Origin of the sequence: Flavobacterium fluviale, from assembly GCF_003312915.1 — a bacterium.
Classification (GTDB): Bacteria; Bacteroidota; Bacteroidia; order Flavobacteriales; family Flavobacteriaceae; genus Flavobacterium; species Flavobacterium fluviale.
Window position 1 is genome coordinate 4,787,289 of the sequence record NZ_CP030261.1, and the last position, 22,702, is coordinate 4,809,990.

At 33.5% G+C, this 22,702-nt stretch carries 20 protein-coding genes; 11 read left to right on the forward strand and 9 right to left on the reverse strand.

Annotated elements, in window-relative coordinates:
• Positions 1-57: 57 nt before the first annotated feature.
• Positions 58-717: a DUF6565 domain-containing protein gene (locus HYN86_RS20670; RefSeq protein WP_113679764.1), complete on the reverse strand. Its 660-nt coding sequence runs from the start codon at positions 715-717 to the stop codon at positions 58-60.
• A gap of 292 nt (positions 718-1,009) precedes the next feature.
• Between HYN86_RS20670 and HYN86_RS20675 the strand changes: the two genes are divergently transcribed.
• From HYN86_RS20675 to secA, 4 genes are all read left to right on the forward strand, one after another.
• The gene (locus HYN86_RS20675) at positions 1,010-1,696 is read left to right on the forward strand and encodes an ABC transporter ATP-binding protein (RefSeq protein ID WP_113679765.1); all 687 of its coding nucleotides are present in this window, start codon (positions 1,010-1,012) and stop codon (positions 1,694-1,696) included.
• A 104-nt stretch (positions 1,697-1,800) separates the two neighbouring features.
• Complete coding sequence (locus HYN86_RS20680; RefSeq protein ID WP_113679766.1) at positions 1,801-2,370, forward strand: cob(I)yrinic acid a,c-diamide adenosyltransferase; 570 nt, start codon at positions 1,801-1,803, stop codon at positions 2,368-2,370.
• 259 nt (positions 2,371-2,629) lie between these two features.
• Positions 2,630-2,851 carry a DUF2795 domain-containing protein gene (locus tag HYN86_RS20685; RefSeq protein WP_007138072.1) on the forward strand — a complete coding sequence of 74 codons (222 nt, stop codon included), beginning with the start codon at positions 2,630-2,632 and terminating at the stop codon, positions 2,849-2,851.
• 85 nt (positions 2,852-2,936) lie between these two features.
• Positions 2,937-6,281, forward strand: a complete 3,345-nt coding sequence (gene secA / locus HYN86_RS20690; protein ID WP_113679767.1) for a preprotein translocase subunit SecA — start codon at positions 2,937-2,939, stop codon at positions 6,279-6,281.
• 177 nt (positions 6,282-6,458) lie between these two features.
• Here secA and HYN86_RS20695 read toward each other — a convergent pair whose 3' ends face one another.
• Complete coding sequence (locus HYN86_RS20695; RefSeq protein ID WP_113679768.1) at positions 6,459-7,121, reverse strand: TrmH family RNA methyltransferase; 663 nt, start codon at positions 7,119-7,121, stop codon at positions 6,459-6,461.
• Positions 7,122-7,178: 57 nt separating this feature from the next.
• Positions 7,179-7,562, reverse strand: coding sequence for a hypothetical protein (locus tag HYN86_RS20700; protein WP_162789414.1), 384 nt, complete (start codon positions 7,560-7,562; stop codon positions 7,179-7,181).
• A 100-nt stretch (positions 7,563-7,662) separates the two neighbouring features.
• Between HYN86_RS20700 and HYN86_RS20705 the strand changes: the two genes are divergently transcribed.
• From HYN86_RS20705 to HYN86_RS20715, 3 genes are all read left to right on the forward strand, one after another.
• On the forward strand, positions 7,663-8,352 hold the full coding sequence (locus HYN86_RS20705; RefSeq protein ID WP_113679770.1) for an SIR2 family NAD-dependent protein deacylase: 690 nt from the start codon (positions 7,663-7,665) through the stop codon (positions 8,350-8,352).
• 204 nt (positions 8,353-8,556) lie between these two features.
• On the forward strand, positions 8,557-9,903 hold the full coding sequence (purB, locus tag HYN86_RS20710; protein WP_113679771.1) for an adenylosuccinate lyase: 1,347 nt from the start codon (positions 8,557-8,559) through the stop codon (positions 9,901-9,903).
• A gap of 237 nt (positions 9,904-10,140) precedes the next feature.
• Entirely contained in the window at positions 10,141-12,378 is a 2,238-nt protein-coding gene (locus HYN86_RS20715; protein ID WP_113679772.1) for a cation:proton antiporter domain-containing protein, read from the forward strand.
• A gap of 149 nt (positions 12,379-12,527) precedes the next feature.
• Here the strand turns inward: HYN86_RS20715 and HYN86_RS20720 are convergent, their stop codons facing one another.
• Positions 12,528-13,166, reverse strand: coding sequence for a peroxiredoxin (locus HYN86_RS20720; protein WP_113679773.1), 639 nt, complete (start codon positions 13,164-13,166; stop codon positions 12,528-12,530).
• 111 nt (positions 13,167-13,277) lie between these two features.
• Positions 13,278-14,189 carry an AEC family transporter gene (locus HYN86_RS20725; protein ID WP_113679774.1) on the reverse strand — a complete coding sequence of 304 codons (912 nt, stop codon included), beginning with the start codon at positions 14,187-14,189 and terminating at the stop codon, positions 13,278-13,280.
• Between the two features lie 403 nt (positions 14,190-14,592).
• Here HYN86_RS20725 and HYN86_RS20730 point away from each other — a divergent pair, with 403 nt between their 5' ends.
• From HYN86_RS20730 to meaB, 3 genes are all read left to right on the forward strand, one after another.
• A complete protein-coding gene (locus HYN86_RS20730) occupies positions 14,593-15,000 on the forward strand; it encodes an RrF2 family transcriptional regulator (RefSeq protein ID WP_113679775.1) in 408 nt (135 codons plus the stop codon).
• Positions 15,001-15,057: 57 nt separating this feature from the next.
• Complete coding sequence (locus HYN86_RS20735) at positions 15,058-15,699, forward strand: NAD(P)-dependent oxidoreductase (protein ID WP_113679776.1); 642 nt, start codon at positions 15,058-15,060, stop codon at positions 15,697-15,699.
• Between the two features lie 230 nt (positions 15,700-15,929).
• Entirely contained in the window at positions 15,930-17,027 is a 1,098-nt protein-coding gene (gene meaB, locus HYN86_RS20740; RefSeq protein ID WP_113679777.1) for a methylmalonyl Co-A mutase-associated GTPase MeaB, read from the forward strand.
• A 77-nt stretch (positions 17,028-17,104) separates the two neighbouring features.
• Here meaB and HYN86_RS20745 read toward each other — a convergent pair whose 3' ends face one another.
• The 3 genes from HYN86_RS20745 to HYN86_RS20755 all read right to left on the reverse strand — a co-directional run bounded on the left by HYN86_RS20745 (position 17,105) and on the right by HYN86_RS20755 (position 20,728).
• Positions 17,105-18,886, reverse strand: coding sequence for an LTA synthase family protein (locus HYN86_RS20745; RefSeq protein ID WP_230406402.1), 1,782 nt, complete (start codon positions 18,884-18,886; stop codon positions 17,105-17,107).
• A 185-nt stretch (positions 18,887-19,071) separates the two neighbouring features.
• Positions 19,072-19,299, reverse strand: coding sequence for a hypothetical protein (locus tag HYN86_RS20750; protein WP_057116919.1), 228 nt, complete (start codon positions 19,297-19,299; stop codon positions 19,072-19,074).
• Between the two features lie 43 nt (positions 19,300-19,342).
• Complete coding sequence (locus tag HYN86_RS20755) at positions 19,343-20,728, reverse strand: MATE family efflux transporter (protein WP_113679779.1); 1,386 nt, start codon at positions 20,726-20,728, stop codon at positions 19,343-19,345.
• A gap of 190 nt (positions 20,729-20,918) precedes the next feature.
• On the opposite strand from HYN86_RS20755, the gene HYN86_RS20760 reads away from it, so the two are divergent.
• Positions 20,919-21,440 carry a hypothetical protein gene (locus HYN86_RS20760; protein ID WP_113679780.1) on the forward strand — a complete coding sequence of 174 codons (522 nt, stop codon included), beginning with the start codon at positions 20,919-20,921 and terminating at the stop codon, positions 21,438-21,440.
• A 180-nt stretch (positions 21,441-21,620) separates the two neighbouring features.
• Here HYN86_RS20760 and HYN86_RS20765 read toward each other — a convergent pair whose 3' ends face one another.
• Positions 21,621-22,499, reverse strand: a complete 879-nt coding sequence (locus HYN86_RS20765; protein ID WP_113679781.1) for a PPK2 family polyphosphate kinase — start codon at positions 22,497-22,499, stop codon at positions 21,621-21,623.
• Positions 22,500-22,702: the final 203 nt, after the last annotated feature.

Consider the following 22,702-nt stretch of genomic DNA (forward strand, 5'->3'; position numbering starts at 1 on the left):
ATAAAAAATGGCAATCATCTCTGATTGCCATTTTTTTACTAATTCAAAAAATATTTTTTATTTTTTTGCTTCTTTATTCTCTTCAGATTTTGCTCCCATTCTGTTAACAGTATACATTGGCGCAAATTTAACTTTTAAACCAGCAATTTTTCTGTTGTCTTCAGACGAAAGTCCTTCTTTTTCAACAGTATTTTTTCTGCTGTCAAGTGCTTCATACAATAATTTAATTTCATCCCAGTCTTCTCTAGAATAACTATCTTTATTGTTTTCAACTGTGTGTACGAATTGTTGGTAAACGCTATGGATATTCTGAGCATTAACCCAGCTAAAGCTCATATCGTCTCCAATTTTTCCTTCACCAAATAAAGCGTTTCTTAATTGTTGTTTTGGACTTGCTGCTGGCGGGGCCAAAAGGGTGGATACTTCATTTTTAAAGTCCTCGTATTTTGCTTTACTTGTATTTATTTTTTCAGTTTCGGCAGCATTATCTTTAATATCTGCTAAAGCTAAGTTAGCTTCTGCTGCTCTTCTGTCGTATTCTGCTTCTACAGCATTCCAATTTTCTTTTAAATCTTCGGCTTTTACGTTTTTAACCGAATCTACGTAGGTTACATAAGAATCAATTGTACGCTGTGCTTTTTCTTGTTTTTCGTCTTTACACGATGTAAAGCTCAATGCTAATAATGCAATTCCTGCGGCTATTTTTATACTTTTCATAATCTTGATTGTTTAATTAATTACATTTCAAAGATACTTAAAACTCATGCCCTTAAATTACATTATTACCATATTTTTAATATTTAAAATATATTAAATCTGTAAAATTTAAAAAATAATGATAATTATATAAAACAATTAAAAAATAACATAACAGTTTTAAAATAGATAACATTTGATTTAAGATATGCAGAATTTAGAATTGGATCATGTAACAAAAACCAATAATAAGCTACTTATCTTTTTAATTCAAAAGTGTTTTGTACTTTTAAATCCAAAATTGTAAACCGAAATGGCTGAACCATTAATTAAAATAACCGACATTAAACGAAATTTCGTTTTAGGCAACGAAATTGTGTATGTATTAAAAGGAATAGATCTAGAAATAAACAAAGGCGAATATGTTGCTTTAATGGGACCTTCTGGCTCTGGAAAATCTACATTAATGAATTTATTAGGCTGTTTAGACACACCAACTTCGGGACATTATGTTTTGAACGGAAAAGATGTCAGCCAAATGAGGGATGATGAATTAGCCGAAATCAGAAATAAAGAAATTGGTTTTGTTTTTCAGACATTTAATTTACTGCCAAGAACAACCGCACTTGATAACGTTGCACTTCCTATGATTTATGCCGGCTACGGAAAATCTGATCGTATCGCAAGAGCTACCGAAGTTTTAAAACAGGTAAACCTAGCCGATAGAATGGATCACCAGCCAAACCAGCTTTCTGGAGGACAACGCCAGCGTGTTGCTGTTGCCCGAGCTTTGGTCAATAAACCATCGATCATTCTAGCCGATGAACCGACAGGAAATTTAGATAGTAAAACTTCCGTTGAAATCATGAAACTCTTTGGAGATATTCACGCACAAGGAAATACGGTCATTCTAGTAACTCACGAAGAAGATATTGCGGCTTATGCGCATCGTGTAATTCGTCTACGTGACGGGCTAATTGAAAGTGATACAACTAAATAATTTTAGATTTCTGATTTTAGATTTTAGATTATTTTCTAAACCTAAAATAAGTATAGACAACAGTTTTACAATCTAAAATCAAAACTCTGCAATCTACAATAAAAATGAAAGTATATACCAAAACAGGCGATAAAGGTACAACAGCTCTTTTTGGCGGAACTCGTGTACCAAAAGACCATATTCGCATTGACAGTTATGGAACTGTTGATGAATTGAACTCTTATATCGGATTAATCCGCGATCAGGAAATCGACTCAAGTTATAAAACTATTCTAATAGAAATTCAGGATCGTCTTTTTACAGTTGGTGCCATTTTGGCAACGCCGCAAGAAAAAGAAGTTTTGAAGAACGGCGAGCTTAGACTGAAAAATTTAGGAATAATTGACTCAGATATTGAATTATTAGAAAAAGAGATTGATAAGATGGACGAAAGTCTTCCGCCAATGACTCACTTTGTTTTACCAGGCGGTCATCCTACCGTGTCACATTGTCATATTGCCCGCTGTATTTGCCGTCGCGCAGAGCGTTTAGCTGTTCATTTAAGCCACAATGAGCATGTACCCGAAATCGCAATTCAGTACTTAAACCGACTTTCTGACTACCTTTTTGTCTTGGCACGGAAGTTGTCGTCAGACTTAAAAGCGGAGGAAGTGAAATGGATACCCAGAAAATAAATTTTCTGCAAATTCCAGATTTTTGAAATCCCAAATTCCAAAGTAAAAATTAAATTCTTTCGATTTTTAAAGCAAAATAAAGCTGTAAAAATTGGAATTTGGAATTTAAATATTGAGTTTTCATAGGCCTTTTTTGGAATTTGAAATTAAAATATCGGAATTTAACAAGAGACGTTCTTAATTTTTATTAAAATAAATCAAAATTTACTTGTCTTTTTCAGTAAAAAATTTATTTTTGCACAAACTAAACAGATAACAGATGTATTGGACATTAGAATTAGCATCTTATTTAAGTGATGCGCCATGGCCTGCTAACAAAGATGAACTTATAGACTACGCAATTAGAGCTGGTGCTCCATTAGAAGTAGTTGAAAACCTTCAGTCAATCGAAGACGAAGGCGAGATATATGAATCAATGGAAGAAATTTGGCCTGATTATCCAACAGACGAAGATTATCTTTGGAATGAGGATGAATATTAAAAAATAAACCAAAGGAAAAAGTCTCATCACAGAGGCTTTTTTTTTGGTTCAAATACATATAAATAATAAAGAAATACAATAAATCATGAGTTTCATAAACAGTATTATTAAAGTCTTTGTAGGTGATAAATCACAGAAAGATGTCAAAGCTTTACAACCTTACTTAAACAAAATTAAAACATTCGAAACTACTTTAATGAGTCTGTCTAATGACGAATTACGAGGGAGAACTGTATATTTTAAAGATAGAATAAAAGAAGCTAGAGCAGACAAAGATGCTAAAATTGCTGCGCTTAAAGCGGAAGTAGAAAACATCGAAGACATTGACAAAAGAGAAGATCTTTATGATGCTATTGATGCTCTTGAAAAAGAAGCTTATGAAATTTCAGAAAAAACTTTATTGGAAATTCTTCCAGAAGCATTTTCTGTTGTTAAAGAAACAGCTCGTCGTTTTAAAGACAATTCTCATATCGAAGTTACTGCAACTCCAAAAGACCGCGAATTTTCAGCAACAAAACCATATATTACAATTGATGGCGAAAAAGCAGTTTGGGCTAACAAATGGAATGCTGCTGGAAAAGACATCACTTGGGACATGATTCACTATGATGTTCAGTTAATTGGTGGTATGGTATTACATGAAGGTAAAGTTGCCGAAATGCAAACGGGTGAAGGTAAAACTTTAGTTGCTACACTTCCACTATACTTAAATGCTTTGACAGGAAACGGAGTTCACTTAGTAACAGTGAATGACTACTTGGCAAAACGTGATAGTACTTGGAAAGCGCCATTATTCGAATTTCACGGTTTAACTGTGGACTGTATCGATAATCACCAGCCAAGTACAGAAGCTAGAAAAAGAGCTTATGATGCTGATATCACTTACGGAACCAACAACGAATTTGGTTTTGACTACTTAAGAGACAACATGGCGCACTCGCCTAGCGATTTAGTTCAGAGAAAACACAATTATGCAATTGTCGACGAGGTCGATTCTGTATTAATTGATGATGCAAGAACACCGCTTATTATTTCAGGACCAGTTCCACAGGGAGATCGTCACGAATTCAATGAATTGAAACCAAAAATCGAGAACTTAGTTGCACAACAACGTCAGTTAGCAAATGGTTTCTTAGCTGAAGCTAAAAAATTAATTAAAGAAGGAAATACTAAAGAAGGTGGTTTCTTATTATTAAGAGCTTACAGAAGTTTACCTAAAAATAAAGCATTAATTAAATTTTTAAGTGAAGAAGGAATTAAACAATTACTTCAAAAAACTGAAAATCAATACATGCAGGATAACAATCGCGAAATGCATAAAGTTGACGAAGCTTTATATTTTGTGATTGAAGAAAAAAACAATCAAGTAGAATTAACAGATAACGGTATTAAATATCTTTCTGGAGATACTGATGCAGATTTCTTCGTTTTACCAGACATCGGAACAGAAATCGCTGCTATCGAAAAACAAAAACTTGATAAAGATTCTGAAGCTGAAGCTAAAGAGAGATTATTCCAAGATTTTGGTGTAAAAAGCGAGCGTATTCATACTCTTACTCAGCTTTTAAAAGCATATGCTTTATTCGAAAAAGACGTAGAATATGTTATCATGGACAACAAAATCATGATTGTCGATGAGCAGACAGGTCGTATCATGGATGGACGTCGTTATTCTGACGGTTTACACCAAGCGATCGAAGCTAAAGAAAATGTAAAAATCGAAGCTGCTACACAAACTTTTGCTACTGTTACATTACAGAATTATTTCAGAATGTACAGCAAATTAGGTGGTATGACGGGTACAGCAGTTACAGAAGCTGGCGAGTTATGGCAGATTTATAAATTGGATGTTGTTGAAATTCCAACCAACCGCCCGATTGCAAGACACGATAAAGAAGATTATATCTACAAAACAACACGTGAGAAATTCAACGCTGTTATTGAAGACGTTACTGAATTATCAAACGCTGGAAGACCAGTTTTGATTGGAACAACTTCTGTAGAGATTTCAGAATTATTAAGCCGAATGTTGAAAATGAGAGGCGTTACTCATAACGTTTTGAATGCTAAAATGCACAAACAAGAAGCACAAATCGTTGAAGAAGCTGGTAAAGCCGGAGTTGTAACTATTGCAACAAACATGGCTGGTCGTGGTACCGATATTAAATTATCTCCAGAAGTAAAAGCTGCGGGAGGTTTAGCAATTGTTGGTACAGAACGTCACGATTCTCGTCGTGTAGACAGACAGTTACGTGGTCGTGCAGGACGTCAGGGAGATCCAGGAAGTTCTCAATTTTATGTTTCTCTAGAAGATAACTTAATGCGTTTATTCGGTTCTGAAAGAGTTGCGAAAGTAATGGACAGAATGGGACTTAAAGAAGGTGAAGTTATTCAGCATTCTATGATGACTAAATCTATCGAACGTGCGCAGAAAAAAGTAGAAGAAAATAACTTTGGTGTTCGTAAACGTTTATTAGAATATGATGACGTAATGAACTCACAGCGTGAAGTAGTTTACAAACGTCGTCGTCATGCTTTATTTGGTGAGCGTTTGAAGCTGGATATTGCTAATATGCTTTATGACACTTGCGAAGTAATCGTAAGCAATAATAAAGTGGCAAATGATTTCAAAGGATTTGATTTTGATCTAATTCGTTATTTCGGAATTACATCTCCAATTTCAGAAGCAGATTTCTTAAAATCATCTGACATTGAAATCACTGGAAAAGTTTACAAAGAAGCTTTGGCATTCTACACAGAAAAAACTGAAAGAAGCGCTAGAGAAGCTTTCCCAATCATTAAAGGTGTTTATGAAGAGCCAAACAATCATTTCGAAAGAATTGTAGTTCCTTTTACAGATGGAATTAAAACTTTGAATGTTGTTACTGACTTGAAAAAAGCTTACGACAGTGAAGGTGCTCAATTAATTGCCGATTTCGAGAAAAACATTACACTTTCTATCGTTGATGAAGCTTGGAAAAAACACTTACGCAAAATGGACGAATTGAAACAATCTGTTCAATTGGCTGTTCACGAGCAAAAAGATCCATTGCTTATTTACAAATTAGAAGCTTTTAACTTGTTTAGATCAATGTTAGACAACGTAAATAAAGAAGTTATTTCATTCTTATTTAAAGGTGATTTACCTGCTCAAGACGTTCCTGAAATTCATGAAGCAAGAGAAGTTCGTCAGAAAGAAAATTTACAATTAACTAAAGACGAAATTCCAAACAGCGAAAATATTAATCGTGAAGCTGGAGAAACACAACAACGCCAAGTAACTGAAACTATCGTGAGAGATATGCCGAAAATCAATCGTAACGATACTGTAACAGTTCAAGAAGTTGCAACTGGTAAAACAGAAACAATGAAATTCAAAAAAGCAGAAAGTCTTTTAGCTGCTGGAACTTGGGTTATTGTTAATGAATAAATTCTAAGTATTCAGTCGCAGTTTACAGTCTCAGTACCGTTTACAGTTTACACTGATACTTCAAATTCCATAAAAAAACCGACAGCGAAAACTGTCGGTTTTTTATTTTTTTTAAGCGTTTATATTTTAAATTAAACATCTCAAAACTGAAGACTGAGACTGTAAACTGTGACTTTTTTATCTCGGATTCTCCTGATAATAGCGAGCTTCAATTCGTTTAATATCTTTAATGGAATTTTTAGCCCAATCCAGACGTTTTACTAAAATTTCCTCTTCACTCAATTTCCAATCAATATCTGATCTTCTTAATCTATTCGTCAAACTTTGAATGACAATCGCTGCCGAAACCGAAATATTTAAACTTTCCGTAAATCCAACCATTGGTATTTTTAAGAAACCATCGGCATTGTCCATTATTTCTTTTGATAAACCTTCTTTTTCAGTTCCAAAAAATAAAGCGCTTGGTTTTGTAATATCAAAATCTTCCAGCATGCAGTCGTTTTCGTGAGGTGTAGTTGCAATAATCTGATATCCTTTGCTTTTTAAATCTGCAAGACATCCTGAAACCGAATCAAACCGATTGATATCCACCCACTTTTGAGCGCCCAAAGCAATTTCTTTATCGATTCTTTTTCCGAAACGCTGTTCAATTACGTTTAATTCCTGAATTCCAAAAACTTCGCAGCTTCGCATTACTGCGCTTGTATTATGCATCTGAAAAACATCTTCTACCGCAACTGTAAAATGCTTTGTACGGTTTTCTAAAACTTTTAAAAAATTGCTTTTTCTATTATCTGTTAAGATGTTTTCTAAGAATGCGAGGTAATCTAAATCAATCATTTTAATTCTGTTTGCTGCAAAAATACATTTTAAAAGAAATATTTAGATTTCTTACTTTTATTTTTTATTAAAAAGACCATCTAAGACATCATGAAAAATGGCCTCTCCAAATGTTTTCTTGTCGCTTTGATCTGGAAAAATAGGTTCTGGCTCTATATTACTCATTTCTCTTTTTAATAATAATTTTGTATTTACAAAAGAGTAATATTTTTGTGATTCTATCTTTGTTGGAGTAAATCCAGGTTTCGGATTATAAATAGAAAATGGAACAGGAGAATTGTAAAACTTTTGAAATTGAACATTCAATGCTGTTTCTTTTACAAATGAAAATGGAGCTAAAGAAGAGTCTTCTTCTTTAAATAAATTTTTATTTTTAGAAAATGTTTGTGCAAAAAAAGAAATACTCGCTAAAAGAGATCCTACTAAAAATAACTTTTTCATCTGATAAAAATAAAACATAAAAGTAAGAAAAAACTATTTTTACAATAAAAATCAAAGATGCATTAAGTTTTACAAAAATGCATGGAAAACAATTCTTAATATGAAAAAGAAACTTGTAGTCTTAACAGGAGCTGGAATAAGCGCAGAAAGCGGTATCAAAACATTTCGCGACAGTGATGGTTTGTGGGAAGGACATGACGTAATGGAAGTTGCAACACCCGAAGGATGGTATAAAAATCAGGAATTGGTTTTAGATTTTTACAACAAACGCCGTCAGCAGCTAAAAGAAGTGAACCCAAATTTGGGCCATACTATTCTGGCTGAATTGGAAAAAGATTTTGATGTTTATATTATCACTCAAAATGTTGACGATTTGCATGAACGTGCGGGAAGTACAAAAGTGCTTCATTTACATGGCGAATTGCTAAAAGTGAGAAGCATTCAGAATAAAAATCTAATTTTAGATTGGACGGAAGATTTAAATACTGGAGATTTTGATACAAACGGGCATCAGCTAAGACCACATATAGTCTGGTTTGGAGAAGAAGTCCCTGCTCTCGAGGAGGCTCTCGATATAACTGAAACTGCAGATTATTTTGCTGTAATTGGAACTTCCCTTCAGGTTTATCCTGCAGCGGGCTTAATTTCTTATGTTCCAAGTACAACTCCAGTTTTTTATATTGATCCAAAGCCAATTGCCATTCCGAATATCAGAAATAAAGTAGAGACGATTGCCAAATTTGCGTCAGAAGGAGTTGCAGATTTGAGAGAGAAATTAAAATCAATTTAAACACATAATTTATTGAACACAAATTTCACTAATTGACATGAATCTTTTGCATTATCTATCAAGCAGCCAAAAAATCCGTGTTAATTCTTGGAATTTGGGTTATGTTCTCTTTTCTCCCTTTTTAAATTTATTCAATTGACTTTCTGATTACTTTAAATCCGCAAATTCTGTTTATATTTGCACCTTTCGAAAAACAACATAACAATGACTACTCTAAACGAACTGAATGCTATATCGCCAATTGACGGAAGATATAGAAATAAAACCCAAAATTTAGCCCCTTTTTTCTCTGAAGAAGCTTTAATAAAATATCGTGTATTGGTTGAAGTAGAATACTTCATTTCTTTATGCGAAATTCCATTACCTCAATTAAAAGACATTGATTCCGGTTTATTTGACAGCTTAAGAAGTATTTACAAAAACTTTTCTACAGAAGATGCACTTTGGATTAAAGAAACAGAAAAAGTAACCAACCACGATGTAAAAGCAGTTGAGTACTTCATAAAAGATGCTTTTGAAAAATTAGGTTTATCTCAACACAAAGAGTTCATTCACTTCGGATTAACATCTCAAGATATTAACAATACTGCTATTCCGCTTTCTACAAAAGAAGCGTTTGAGCAGGTTTATATGCCAACTTTAATTGCGGTAATTTCTAAATTAAAGGAATTAAGTGTTGAATGGAAAGACATTCCGATGCTGGCACGCACACACGGACAACCTGCCTCTCCTACCCGTTTAGGAAAAGAACTTTTGGTTTTTGTAGAACGTTTAGAAGAGCAGATGCGTTTGTTATTCAATATTCCGTTTGCTGCTAAATTTGGCGGTGCGACAGGAAACTTTAATGCACATCATGTAGCTTATCCGCAGATTGACTGGAAACAGTTTGGAAATAAATTTGTTGAAACTAATCTTGGTTTGCAGCATTCTTTTCCAACTACTCAAATTGAACATTACGATCATTTTGCTGCTTTCTTTGATGCTTTGAAAAGAATCAACACAATTATTATCGATTTAGACCGTGATATTTGGACGTATGTTTCTATGGATTATTTCAAACAAAAAATTAAAGCTGGAGAAATTGGTTCATCTGCAATGCCGCACAAAGTGAATCCGATTGATTTTGAAAACTCTGAAGGAAATTTAGGAATTGCAAATGCTATTTTTGAACATTTATCTGCAAAATTACCAATTTCAAGATTACAGCGTGATTTAACTGACAGCACTGTTTTACGTAACGTTGGTGTTCCTTTTGGACATACAATTATCGCATTTGAAGCAACTTTGAAAGGTTTAAACAAATTACTTTTAAATGAAAGCAAATTTGCTGAAGATTTAGAAAAAAACTGGGCAGTAGTTGCTGAGGCAATTCAGACAATCTTACGTCGCGAAGCTTATCCAAATCCTTATGAAGCCCTTAAAGGTTTAACTAGAACAAATGAAGCTATTGACAAAAATGCAATTCATAATTTTATTGCTACTTTGGAAGTTTCTGATGCTGTTAGAGCAGAATTAATGCAGATAACACCTAGTAATTACACAGGAATCTAAAGAAAATACTAAATATTTTATCAAAAAAAGCTATCTTTATCGAGATAGCTTTTTTTATTTAAATCAGAGTTTAGCCCAGATTGAAATGAAAAGCCTTTTGTGAAAAAAGCCATATTTTTTCGCTGGTACAGAGCGACCAGCGGAAGCTCCTGGAACTGCTGAAAAAATAGGCATTTTTGAACAAAAGCTTGTAATGAAAAGCTGGATCAGCTCCTTAAAAAAATACCACATTTTAATATGATTGCATTAAATGCCGCGGCCGAAAGTACACATCACCTACAACCTTTAATTAGTGATTTAGGATTAATCCTTATGACTGCTGGAATTGCCGTTTTATTATTTAAAAAAATGAAACAACCTCTAGTTTTAGGATACCTGATTGCAGGATTCTTAGCTGGAAACCATTTCGATTTTTTCCCTTCTATAACCGATATGAAGAGTGTCGAAGTATGGGCAGAAATCGGGGTTATATTTTTACTATTTAGTTTAGGACTCGAATTTAGTTTTAAGAAACTAATGAAGGTTGGAGGAACCTCATCTATCACCGCCATAACCCAGATTATGTTTATGACACTGATTGGTTATTGTGTCGGCCAATGGATGGGGTGGGGAAAAATGGACAGTATTTTTCTAGGGGCAACACTTTCGATTTCATCTACAACAATTATTATAAGGGCTTTTGATGAATTGGGTGTAAAAGGTAAAAAGTTCGTCGGTATTGTATTTGGAGCTTTAATTGTTGAAGATATTGTTGCCATTTTAATGCTTGTTTTATTATCAACGATTGCGGTAAGCGACCAAGTTTCTGGAGGTGAATTGATTCAATCTGTTTTAAAATTAGTTTTCTTTTTAATTATATGGTTTTTAGGCGGGATTTTTATTATTCCGACCATCTTTAAAAAAGCCAAACATCTCATGACAGACGAAATGCTTTTGATAATTTCATTAGCATTATGTTTAATGATGGTAATTTTTGCTGCAAATGTTGGATTTTCACCAGCTTTAGGCGCATTTATCATGGGTTCTATAATTGCTGAAACTACAATGGCAGAGAAAATCGAACATTTAATTCAGCCTGTAAAAGATTTATTTGGCGCCGTTTTCTTTGTATCCGTAGGAATGTTGATTAATCCGGGAACTTTAGTGACTTACGCCCTTCCTGTGGCTTTAATTACACTGATAACTATTTTTGGAAAAGCTTTTAGTTCTTCTATTGGAGCGTTAATTTCTGGTCAGCCTCTTAAACAATCTGTTCAAACGGGAATGAGTCTGGCGCAAATTGGGGAGTTTTCATTTATTATTGCAACTCTTGGTATGACTTTGAAAGTAACCAGCGATTTCTTGTACCCCATTATTGTGGCAGTTTCGGCAGTTACAACTTTTACAACTCCATTCTTAATCAAATATTCTGAAACATTTGCGCAATTTTTAGAATCTAAAATGCCCAAAAAATGGGTTAAAAATATTAACCGATATAGTGTAAATGCGCAGGCAATTAAGTCTGTGAGTACTTGGCAGATTGTACTTCGCTCTTCAATCACTCAAATTATTCTTCATACTATTATTATTGCTGCAATTATTTTATTGTCATCTCGATTTGTAGCGCCGTTAGTAGCCGATACGAGATTTGGAAATACTTTAGCTGCCTTATTAACATTGGTGATAATTGCGCCGTTTTTATGGGCTCTCTCGCTTCGACGCGTTAAAGTAGAAGAAGTAGAAATACTTTGGGAGGAACGCAAATATCGCGGAGCCCTTTTGATGTTGATTTTAATTAGAATGAGCCTTGGATTATTCTTTGTTGGATTTTTATTAAATATCTTCTTCTCGCCTTTAGTAGCATTTGTTGCGCTGATTATCGCTATTGCTGCCTATCAAATTTTCCCTAAAAAGCTTAACGAACAATACCATAGAATTGAAAATCACTTTTTGAAAAATCTTAATGACCGCGAAAACAAGAAAATCGACAGAAGATATGCCAATCTAATGCCGTGGGACGGTCACATGTCATTTTTTGAAATTAAAAAAGAATCTAATTTAGTTGGTAAGACATTACAGGAATTAAAAATCAGGGAACAATTAGGAATTAATATTGCCTATATTAAAAGAGGCGAAGTTACTATACCAATTCCAACCAAAAATGAACGTTTATTCCCTGGAGATGAAATCTGCGTAATTGGAACAGATGCTCAGATTGTAGAATTCACTAAATTTTTAACTCAAAATGAAACTGAGGCACCAGGAAAAGTAGAAGAAACCAATATTGTACTGCGTCAGCTTGAAGTTTCTCAGGAGGAATTCATTCAAAAAAGCATTGGACAATTTAGAACAAAAACAGACGGAATGGTCGTAGGAATCGAACGAAATGGAAACCGCATCTTAAACCCAGAATCTAGTTTGATCTTGGAGAAAAATGATATTCTCTGGGTTGTCGGAGACAAGAAAAAAATGAATGCTTTGTTGGCGGCCAAGTAAGGTTCTAAGATGCTAAGATTCTAAGATTCTAAGGGACTAAGGCAAAAAAAAGCGGTAAGATTTCAATTTATGAATTTTACCGCTTTTTTAGAAGGAACCAAGCTAAAAACTTAGAACCTTAGAAACTTAGTATCTTAGAACCTCAAAAACTACTTATTCGGCTGTGGTGTCAAACGTAAATAAGGTTTAATTGGTGTATGTCCTTTTGGGAATTTTGCTGGAATGTCACTGTCTGGAATTGCAGGTGCGATAACTACATCTTCGCCATCTTTCCAGTTTGCAGGCGTTGCAACGCTGTAATTTGCAGTCAATTGCAGACTATCAATAACACGAAGCAATTCGTCAAAATTTCTACCTGTAGAAGCAGGATATGTCAAAGTCAATTTGATTTTTTTATCAGGCCCGATAACAAAAACAGAACGAACTGTAAATTTGTCACTTGCATTTGGATGAAGCATATCGTATAAATTAGCTACTTCTTTATTTTCATCTGCAATAATTGGAAAATTAACTTCTGTATTTTGAGTTTCGTTAATATCTTTAATCCACTCCTTGTGTGAGTCCAAACCATCTACACTCAAAGCAATAACTTTCGTATTTCTTTTAGTAAATTCAGGAACATAATTCGCTACAGTTCCTAATTCAGTTGTACAAACAGGAGTAAAATCTGCTGGATGCGAAAATAATACACCCCAAGAATCTCCCAGCCATTCATGAAAATCGATTGGTCCCTGCGTGGTTTCTGCATGGAAATCTGGAGCTATATCGCCTAATCTTAATGTTGACATAATTTAAATTTTTTAGTTCCTCTAAAATTAACTAAAAATTACATTGAGAAAACAACTTAGAATTAAAAAAAAGTTAAAATTCTACTTTGTCGATATAATTAGTATTTTAAGCTAAATAAAACTTAGCACAAAGTACCAGACAGCAAGGGTTACAAATGAAATTGGAATTCCGAAACCAATCATCATACTGCTTAATTTTGGCTTTAAACCATAAGTTGAAGCTAAAATTGCACCCGTAATCATTGGCGCCATAGCAGTTTGCATTAAAGTGATTTTTATTACTTCGGAACGTTGATTGAAAATAAAAACATACAATACAAAAATCACGAAAGGAACTAGAATTAACTTAAAGAAAAGTCCCAGCCTTAAAAATTTCCAATGCTGGCTTTTTCGATCAAAAGTTAATTGGAGACCAACAGAAAGCAAAGCTAAAGGTGTTACTAAACTGCCTATTTTTAATAGCAATGATTGAATATTTTCATTTAAATCAAATCGAAAAATATTCATTAAACATGATACAACAAACATTACAAAAGGCGGGAACAGAATTATTTTTTTCAAAATTTCCAAAGCGTTTGGACTTCCTTTTGAATAAAAAGCCGCCGTAAAAACTCCAAGTGTAGAGACAACAACAAAAGTACCGGGCTGATCAACCAACACTGCAGTTTCTAGACCTTTTTTTCCAAATAAAGCCTCAATAATTGGATATCCAAGAAAAGAGCTGTTACTCAGACCAGCAGTTAAAATCAAACATCCAATCAATTTATTCGACCAGCCATTTCTTCTTCCTAAAAAATGAAAAAACGCAAAAGCTAAAAAATAAGTAATCCACCCTGCTCCTATTGGAAACAAAAGTTCACTGCTCCATTTTATTTTCGGAATATGATATAATGTTATCGCAGGAAGACAAAAATAAATAACAATTTTATTAAGTGTCTTATAAATATGGGTGGGAAACTGTTTGACCCGCTGTAGAACTAAGCCAAGTGAAAGAAAGAGAAATATTAGTATAAAGTTGTTCATTAATTAGTTTTTAGTAGATAGTGCTTAGTACTTAGTAATTAGTTATTAGTAATTAGTTATTAGTACTTAGTCTTTAGTACTTAGTCTTTAGTACTTAGTCTTAGTACTTAGTCTTTAGTACTTAGTCTTTAGTGATTAGTAGTTTATTTTAGATCAATTTGTTAGGATTTAAATTAAAAATGACAACGCCTTTTTTGCTAAACATTTCTTTATACAATTAATGATTTTACTAATTATTATGCAAAAGTAATAATTACAAAGCATTAAAAAGCTCAACACTAATAACTAAGGAACAATAACTAAGGACCAATAACTAAGGACTAATTACTAAAGACTAAAAAAAAGTTAAATTAGTTTTTTGCATTACAAAAAGATGTAAATTTGTAACATATTTTATTACAGTATGATTTCAGGTAAATTCGCCATAACGATTCACATTCTTACTTTGCTCCATAAATTCCCAAATGATTATTTGTCATCTGAGTTTATTGCGGGAAGTATTAATTTAAATCCTGTTTTGGTGCGAAAAGAAATTGCCAATTTAAAAGCCCATCATATTGTAGAAAGTAAAGAAGGAAAAAATGGCGGTACAAAATTGGCAGTTAATGCTGCTGAACTGACTTTAAAACAAATATTCGAAATGACATTTGAAACTATTGGTTTAGGTTTTGCTAAAAATCAGCCGAATCCTGATTGTCCGGTTGGAAAAAACATCAATCAGCATTTGGAGAATTTATACAGCGAAATGAATCAGAAAGTAAGCGCACAGCTGGAGGGGATTTCATTGGAAGATTTTTCGAATCAATTTTAAAACTATTTTTTTAACCTAAACTGTAACATTTTTTATTACTAAATAAATTTATATATTATGAAAATCGCAATTATCGGAGCAACAGGATTTGTTGGCTCAGCAATTTTAAACGAATTAGCAGATAGAAAACACGAAATTACTGCAATTGCAAGAACTCCAAAAGATACTGCAAACGCCACTTGGATTGCTGCAGATATTTTTAATGTTGATGCTTTGGCAGAAATTTTAAAAGGCCACGATACAATTATTAACGCTTACAATCCAGGCTGGACAAACCCAAACATTTACGATGACTTTTTAGCAGGTTCTAAAGCGATTCAAGAAGCCGTTAAAAAATCGGGTGTAAAACGTTTTATCACAATTGGTGGTGCAGGAAGTTTGTTTGTAGCGCCAGATTTACAAGCAGTTGATACACCAAATTTTCCTAAAGAAATTTTCCCTGGTGCAAACGCCGCAAGACATTATTTAGATATTATTAAACAAGAAAAAGATTTAGATTGGGCATTTTTTAGTCCTGCTTTTGAAATGCATGCCGGAATTACAACAGGAAGAACAGGAAAATATCGTTTAGGATTAGAAAATCCAGTATTCAACGATGAACAAAGAAGTATTTTATCTGTAGAAGATTTAGCAGTTGTTATTGCTGACGAAACAGAAAATTCAAAACATCATCAAGTTAGATTTACAGCTGGATATTAATTTTTTTTAGCTACGAATTACACGAATTATAACGAATTGTTTTTGTTCCTATTTATAGCAGCTAAGTTACTCATGTCATGCTTAGTGAAGTCGAAGGATGAAAAAAAAGCGTTAAAAATTAGAGGAAATTCGAGTAATTCGTGGCAAACCTAACAGCACAGTTTCAAAGGAACAATTGTCTTTTGAAACTGTTTTTGTTTTCTGTACTTTTACAATACTAAAAAAGCATTTTGTCAAGTTTAAAGAAACAGTCGAGCAGCATTACTGAAAAAGCTGGAATTTCACCTCCCGAAATCACCAATGTTTCGGCTATCAATCAAATCAAAAACAAACGCAGGCAACAGCCTTCTTCTGAAGAATTAATTAAAGGAATTTTAGGGGGCAGCAGAACTTCTTTAAGCCGTGCCATAACTTTAATTGAAAGCACCAATCCTGATCATTTTGAAAAAGCAAGCGAAGTTGTTCAAGGCTCTTTAAAACATGCAAATAAGTCTATTCGAATTGGAATTACAGGTGTTCCCGGCGTTGGAAAAAGTACTTTTATTGAAGCTTTCGGAAAACAACTTACTGCATTAGGAAAAAAAGTCGCAGTTCTTGCTGTTGATCCCAGCAGTTCGCTTTCGCATGGAAGTATCCTTGGCGATAAAACCCGAATGGAAGAATTGGTTAAAGATGAAAATGCTTTTATCAGACCCAGTGCGTCTGGGGAAACTTTGGGCGGTGTAGCGCGTAAAACAAGAGAAACAATTATTCTTTGTGAAGCTGCAGGTTTTGATACTATTATTATCGAAACGGTTGGCGTTGGCCAAAGTGAAACCGCGGTCCACAGTATGGTTGACTTTTTTCTTTTATTGAAAATATCTGGTGCCGGCGATGAACTTCAAGGCATTAAACGCGGTATTATGGAAATGGCAGATGCAATTGTAATCAATAAAGCGGACGGAGATAATATTAAAAAAGCAAATCAGGCAAAACTTGAATTTAATAGAGCTTTACATTTATTTCCGCCAAAAAAATCAAACTGGCAGCCAAGAGTTACTACTTGCAGCTCCCTGACAAAAGACGGAATTCCTGAAGTTTGGAATACTATTTCTGAATATTTTAAATTGACCCAAGAAAGTGGCTTCTTTCAAGAAAAAAGAAACGAACAAAATCATTTTTGGATGATGGAAACCATCAACGAACAGTTGAAACAAAACTTCTACAATCAGCCAGAAATTATTTCCCTTTTAGAACAAAATAAAAAAGCAGTGCTAAATAATGAAATTTCACCTTTTGCAGCTGCTTCTGAATTATTGAAATTGTATTTTAATAAAGGTGCAAAGTAGCAAAGGTTCAAAGGAACAAAGTTTTTTCTCCGTCTCTTTGAACCTTTGTGCCTTTGTAACTCTGAGCCTTTGACCCTTTATTTGCCCTTCAGCTTATACCTACTCTCCTTATATAAATTCCCCGCTGTGATAACATGTGCCAAAGCATCTTTTGCTAATTCTTCGTTTAATTTTACAGGAATTAAAGTAGTATCATTTTTAACTTCAAATTGTAACGGTTTTAAATTTGGCTGCATAATCACAACCTGATTTTCAACTCTAAAGGCATTTATATCATTAAACTGCATAATTGCCCTTCCTTGAACTTTCGGATCTAGTTTGCTTAAATTTCTTCCCACCATTGGCGTTTCAAACGTAATTCCTAAATAACTTAATAATGTTGGCGGAATATCAATTTGACTTGCTAATCTGTTATAAACAGCTCCTTTTGAAACCCCTGGTCCCATAATAAAGGCTGGAATATGAAATTTATTTATGGGCACTAAATTCTTACCATAAGTTCTGGTATTATGATCTGCAATTACAATAAAAATGGTGTTTTTAAAATAATCCTCTTTTTTAGCCAATTCGAAGAATTTTCCAATAGAGAAATCAGCATATTTCATCGCATTATTTACTGTCGCTGCTTTTTTATCGTAAGGTTTAATTCTTCCCGAAGGATATTCAAATGGTTCGTGATTTGAAGTTGAGAACATCAATGAGAAAAATGGCTTTTTACCTTTTGATTTAAAATATTGATTGGCTTTCGTCACCAAATCTTCATCAGAATAACCCCAAGTGCCTTTAAAAGCGTACTTATTTCCATCTGACTCAAAATCTGACTGGTCAATTATGTCAGTAAAACCATTTCCATTAAAGAATGATGCCATATTATCAAAATTTGCCATTCCTCCATAAATGAAACTCGTATCGTAACCTTTGTGCTTTAAAGCATCTGCAAGAGTGAAAAATCCCTGCTGAGAATTTCCTAATCGAACAACACTTTCTGAGGGTGAAGGTAAAAATCCCGTTACAACAGCTTCGATACCGCGCACACTTCTGGTTCCTGTACAATACAAGTTGGTAAATAAAGTTCCTTCTTTTGATAATTTATCAAATTCTGGAGTTAATGGTTTACCACCAAGGATTCCAACATATTCTGCCCCTAAACTTTCTTGTAAAAAGATGACCAAATTATAAGGTTTTTTCAACAATGAATCTGGCTGTTGTACATGCAGGAATGGAATTTCGGCATCTGTAAAATCATTTGGACCGGCGATCATATATTTTTTTACACGTGCAACAGCTTCGGCTTCATCCATTTTACCATACATTTTGGTGTTTCCTTCATTTTTTATAGAATATGCTGCGAAAGCAACTGTATAAAATGAATTCAACCCTAAAGTATTAGTCAGCTGATCTGTTGAAAAAACAGCATTACTGGCATTTATAGGACGTTTTGAAGTTAAACTTGAACGTGCTCCAAAAAACAATAGGAAAGCAAGTAACGGAAATACCATCAATTTGAATTTATACTCCGTACTCGTGGTGTGAAAATATTTCTGACCTTTTTTGAAAGCAAAATAAATCACAATTCCTAAAATCAGAAAAGTAATAATTATAGAAGTCAGGTAGCTTTTTAAAAGCATTCCAACCACTTCTTTTGGATAAATAAGATAATCTAAGAAAATCTTATTGGGTCTTGTATCGTACTGCTTTATAAAATCTGGAGAAGCTAATTCTACAAAAAGGATAAAAAACAGAAACAAGAAACTGTAAATTACAAGAAACTTATTGGTGAATTTAATCCATTTATTGGGCAAAAATGTAATCAATAAAGCGGGCAGAAAAGACAAATAACAAAGTAAAATTAAATCCATTCGAAGCCCGATTGGAAAAATATACCAGAAATTTTGAGTCTCTGCTACCCTTTCTTTAAAAAGGAAAAATAAAAAGATTCGGCTTAAAGTAGTGATCAATAAACCGGCTGCTATAAAATTAAATATAGGTTTTAAAAAACTTAATTTTTTCATTAGAGAATATAATGTTTTTTACTGCGCAGTCTTTATTCTTCGTAACGGTTTACTTCGCGATCGTAGAAATCATTTGCTTTTTCGATCAAGCTTTCCATTTCTGCATTTAATTCCGCTTCATCTAAATCTTCTGGTTCTTCTAAAAATTCTACCTCATCATCTTTTAAATTAATGATAAATCTTGGGTAATCAAGGTGAATGATAAAGATATCGTCTGGAAAATCTGTATTATCTCCGAGTAAAAATTTAGGTAATTCCATATTTATTTTGTTTTATTAATTGTTATTTATATTGGATTCAAATTTAGGTATTTGAAACCGATTTTGTTATTAATCTCCTTGTTAAGTAATGAAAGCGGATGTAAAGTAAAATAGCCGCTGTAGTTAAACCTGCCAAAAGTCCAATCCAGACTCCCTGCGCTTTTAATTCTGTATGTTCTCCTAAATAATAAGATATCGGAAAACCAATAATCCAATAGGCAGCAAAAGTAATATACATTGGAATTTTAACATCCTGCAAACCACGTAATGCACCTAGAACTACGACTTGAATTCCGTCAGAAATTTGAAAAACCGCTGCGATTAAAAGTAATTTTGATGCGATACTTATTACTTCTTCGTTATCCAAAATTTGTCCTGTATTTTCCATATTCAAAAAGATATACGGCAGATAATCATGAAAAATAATAAAGAATATTGCAAAAACTGTTTCTAGTATAATGGCAAGCAAGAAAATAGATCTCGCTACAACTATCAGTTTTTTATAATCCATTAAACCTCTTTGATTACTAACTCGAATCATCGAAGTTACACTTAATCCCATTGCAAACATAAAAGTCATCGATGCGAGACTCAAAGCAATTTGATTGGCTGCCTGACTCGTTTTTCCGATATTACCGCAAAGCCAGATAGAAGCCGTAAATAATACCACTTCGAAAAGCATCTGCATAGCCGATGGAAATCCGATACTAATGATTTTTTTAATTGTTGATTTCTTGATTTCGTCGAAACTAAAGTTTTTAAAGAATCGTTTTAAATCATTTCTTCTTGAAAGCATAATATGCATGAACATCACCAAAAATATTCTAGAAATTACGGTACCAAGTGCCGCGCCAATAATTCCCATTTTCGGAAAAATCCAAATTCCGTAAATCAAAACATAATTAATACCTACGTGAAGCACGTTTGCCATTACCATTGCATACATCGAATATTTGGTCATCGACATTCCGTCTGCAAACTGTTTATATCCTTGATACATTATTAGCGGAATCAACGAAAAAGCTACCCAGCCTAAATATGGTTTTGCCAGCACAATTACATCTGCAGGCTGTTCCAATAATTCCATAATTGGTTTTGCAAACATAATTACTCCAAAAAGAAATAATCCTAAAATGGTACAAAGGAATAAACCGTGGTGAAATGCAGAACGAATTTTATCGTCATTTTTTTCTGCATCTCCCTCTGCAACAATTGGTGTAATTGCTGTTGAAAATCCAATTCCAAGAGACATTGCAATGAAAATCATACTGTTACCAAGAGAAACCGCGGCAAGTTCTGTACTTCCCAATTTACCCACCATAATATTATCGACTATACCGATTAAAGTATGGCCGACCATTCCTAAAATAATAGGATATGCTAGTCTTAAATTATACGAAAACTCTCTGGTGTACTGCTTTAAATTCACTTGTAATCAATTTTAGTCGGCAAAGATAATCAGAAGCTTCGAATTCTATCCTATTAATAAAAATATAAGGTATTATTAAGGGTAAAATAAGCATACCATAATATTATATAACGATTTTTAAAAATTATATAACAAGCTCAAAAGTGCTCTATTTTACTTTTACATCATTAATAATTCAAAATTATAAGCCATGAAAAAATTACAGATTATTTGCCTAGCTGCTTTTGCTTTTTTATTCTCTAACACAACTTTTGCTCAAGAAACAGAAGCAACAAATTACGATCAAGGATTTAGATTAGGATTTGGAGTAAATGGAGGACTTCCAACAGACAACGATTACGACTGGGCTCTTGGCGGAGACGTTCGTTTACAATATGACCTTTCTAAAAAGACATCATTAACCTTAACAACAGGATTTACTAATTTATTTAACGGTAAAAAAGATGCCGCTGGAAATGACATAAAAGATCTTGGATTTATTCCAGCTAAAGCAGGTTTTAAAGCCTTTGTTTTAAAAGATCAATTTTATGTGCTAGGAGAACTGGGTGCTGGTTTTGCTGTAACAAATGGTTACAATAACACTACTTTTTTATGGGCGCCAGGAATTGGATATGCCAATAAATACATCGACTTAAGTGTTCGTTACGAAGATTATCATGATTTTAGAACCAACCAAGTAGCACTTCGTGTTGCATACGGTTTTAAACTTTAAAAAATAGGTTTAATTTATTATTTTGTTTTTGGTAAAAACCCGACAGCTCGCATAGTCTGTCGGGTTTTTTATTTTATAAAATCTATTCATACCAAAATTAAACCCGACAGATTTTAAAAACCTGTCGGGTCTGTACGTTAGAAAAATTATCTAATTGACACATTTTCAAATTATCTAATTTTAACTCTTCTCCAAAGTCTTTTTGTACGTATCAAAATTGTCTTTAATTTCTTTAGCTAATTCTGGAACCTGAATATCGGTATATTGTTTCATTTCTTCCCAAATAATTTTAGCCACAATATAACGCGCCATATCTTTATCATCTGCTGGAACTACATACCAAGGTGCGTGTTCTTTTGACGTTTCATTAATCGCTTCTTCATAATATTGCTGATATTCATCCCAATGTTCGCGTTCTTTAAGATCGCCTGGAGAAAATTTCCAATTGTGTTTTCCTTGTTCCAAACGGCGCAGTAAACGACTTTTTTGTTCATCTTTACTTAAGTGCAGAAAAAACTTCATAACGATAGTTCCATTTTCTGCAACATGTTTTTCGAAATTATTGATTTGTTCAATTCTGTTCTTCCAAAATTTCGGTTTAATATCGTCAACCGAATTAATTCCCGGCAAATTCTCCGCCATAATAAATTCTGGATGCACTCTCGTAACCAAAACATTTTCGTAATGCGTTCTGTTAAAAATCGCGAATTTCCCTTTTTCGGGCAGAGCAATATAATGGCGCCATAAATAATCATGTTCCAATTCGGTTGAATTTGGTGTTTTAAAACTATGCACCACCACCCCGCGCGGATTGAATTCTTTAAAAACTTCCCGAATCAAACTGTCTTTTCCAGAAGTATCCATTCCCTGCAGACATATTAAAACCGCATACTTATTGTGCGCATACATTACATCCTGCAAATCGCTCAATTTTGCCTGAACTTTATCTAGTTTTTCTTCTTTTTCATCATCATCCGCATCAATATTTAATAATGTCGGAAGCTTCTTTAATTTTATTTTATCTACAACTTTAAAATCTTTTGGGTCTATTGACTTCATATTTTCCAATTTTATATCATAAATATACTACTTTTACGAAGCATATTCCTGCTATTCATTGCAATACTTTTCAATAAATTGCTTTTTTCCAAAGCCATAACAAGAGCTTCCGCTGGTCGCTTTGTTCTGTCAGGAAAAAATGCAATTTCTTTTCAAAGTATTTTCATTGCTATCAGGGCTAGGCACTTATTTCAAAACAACAT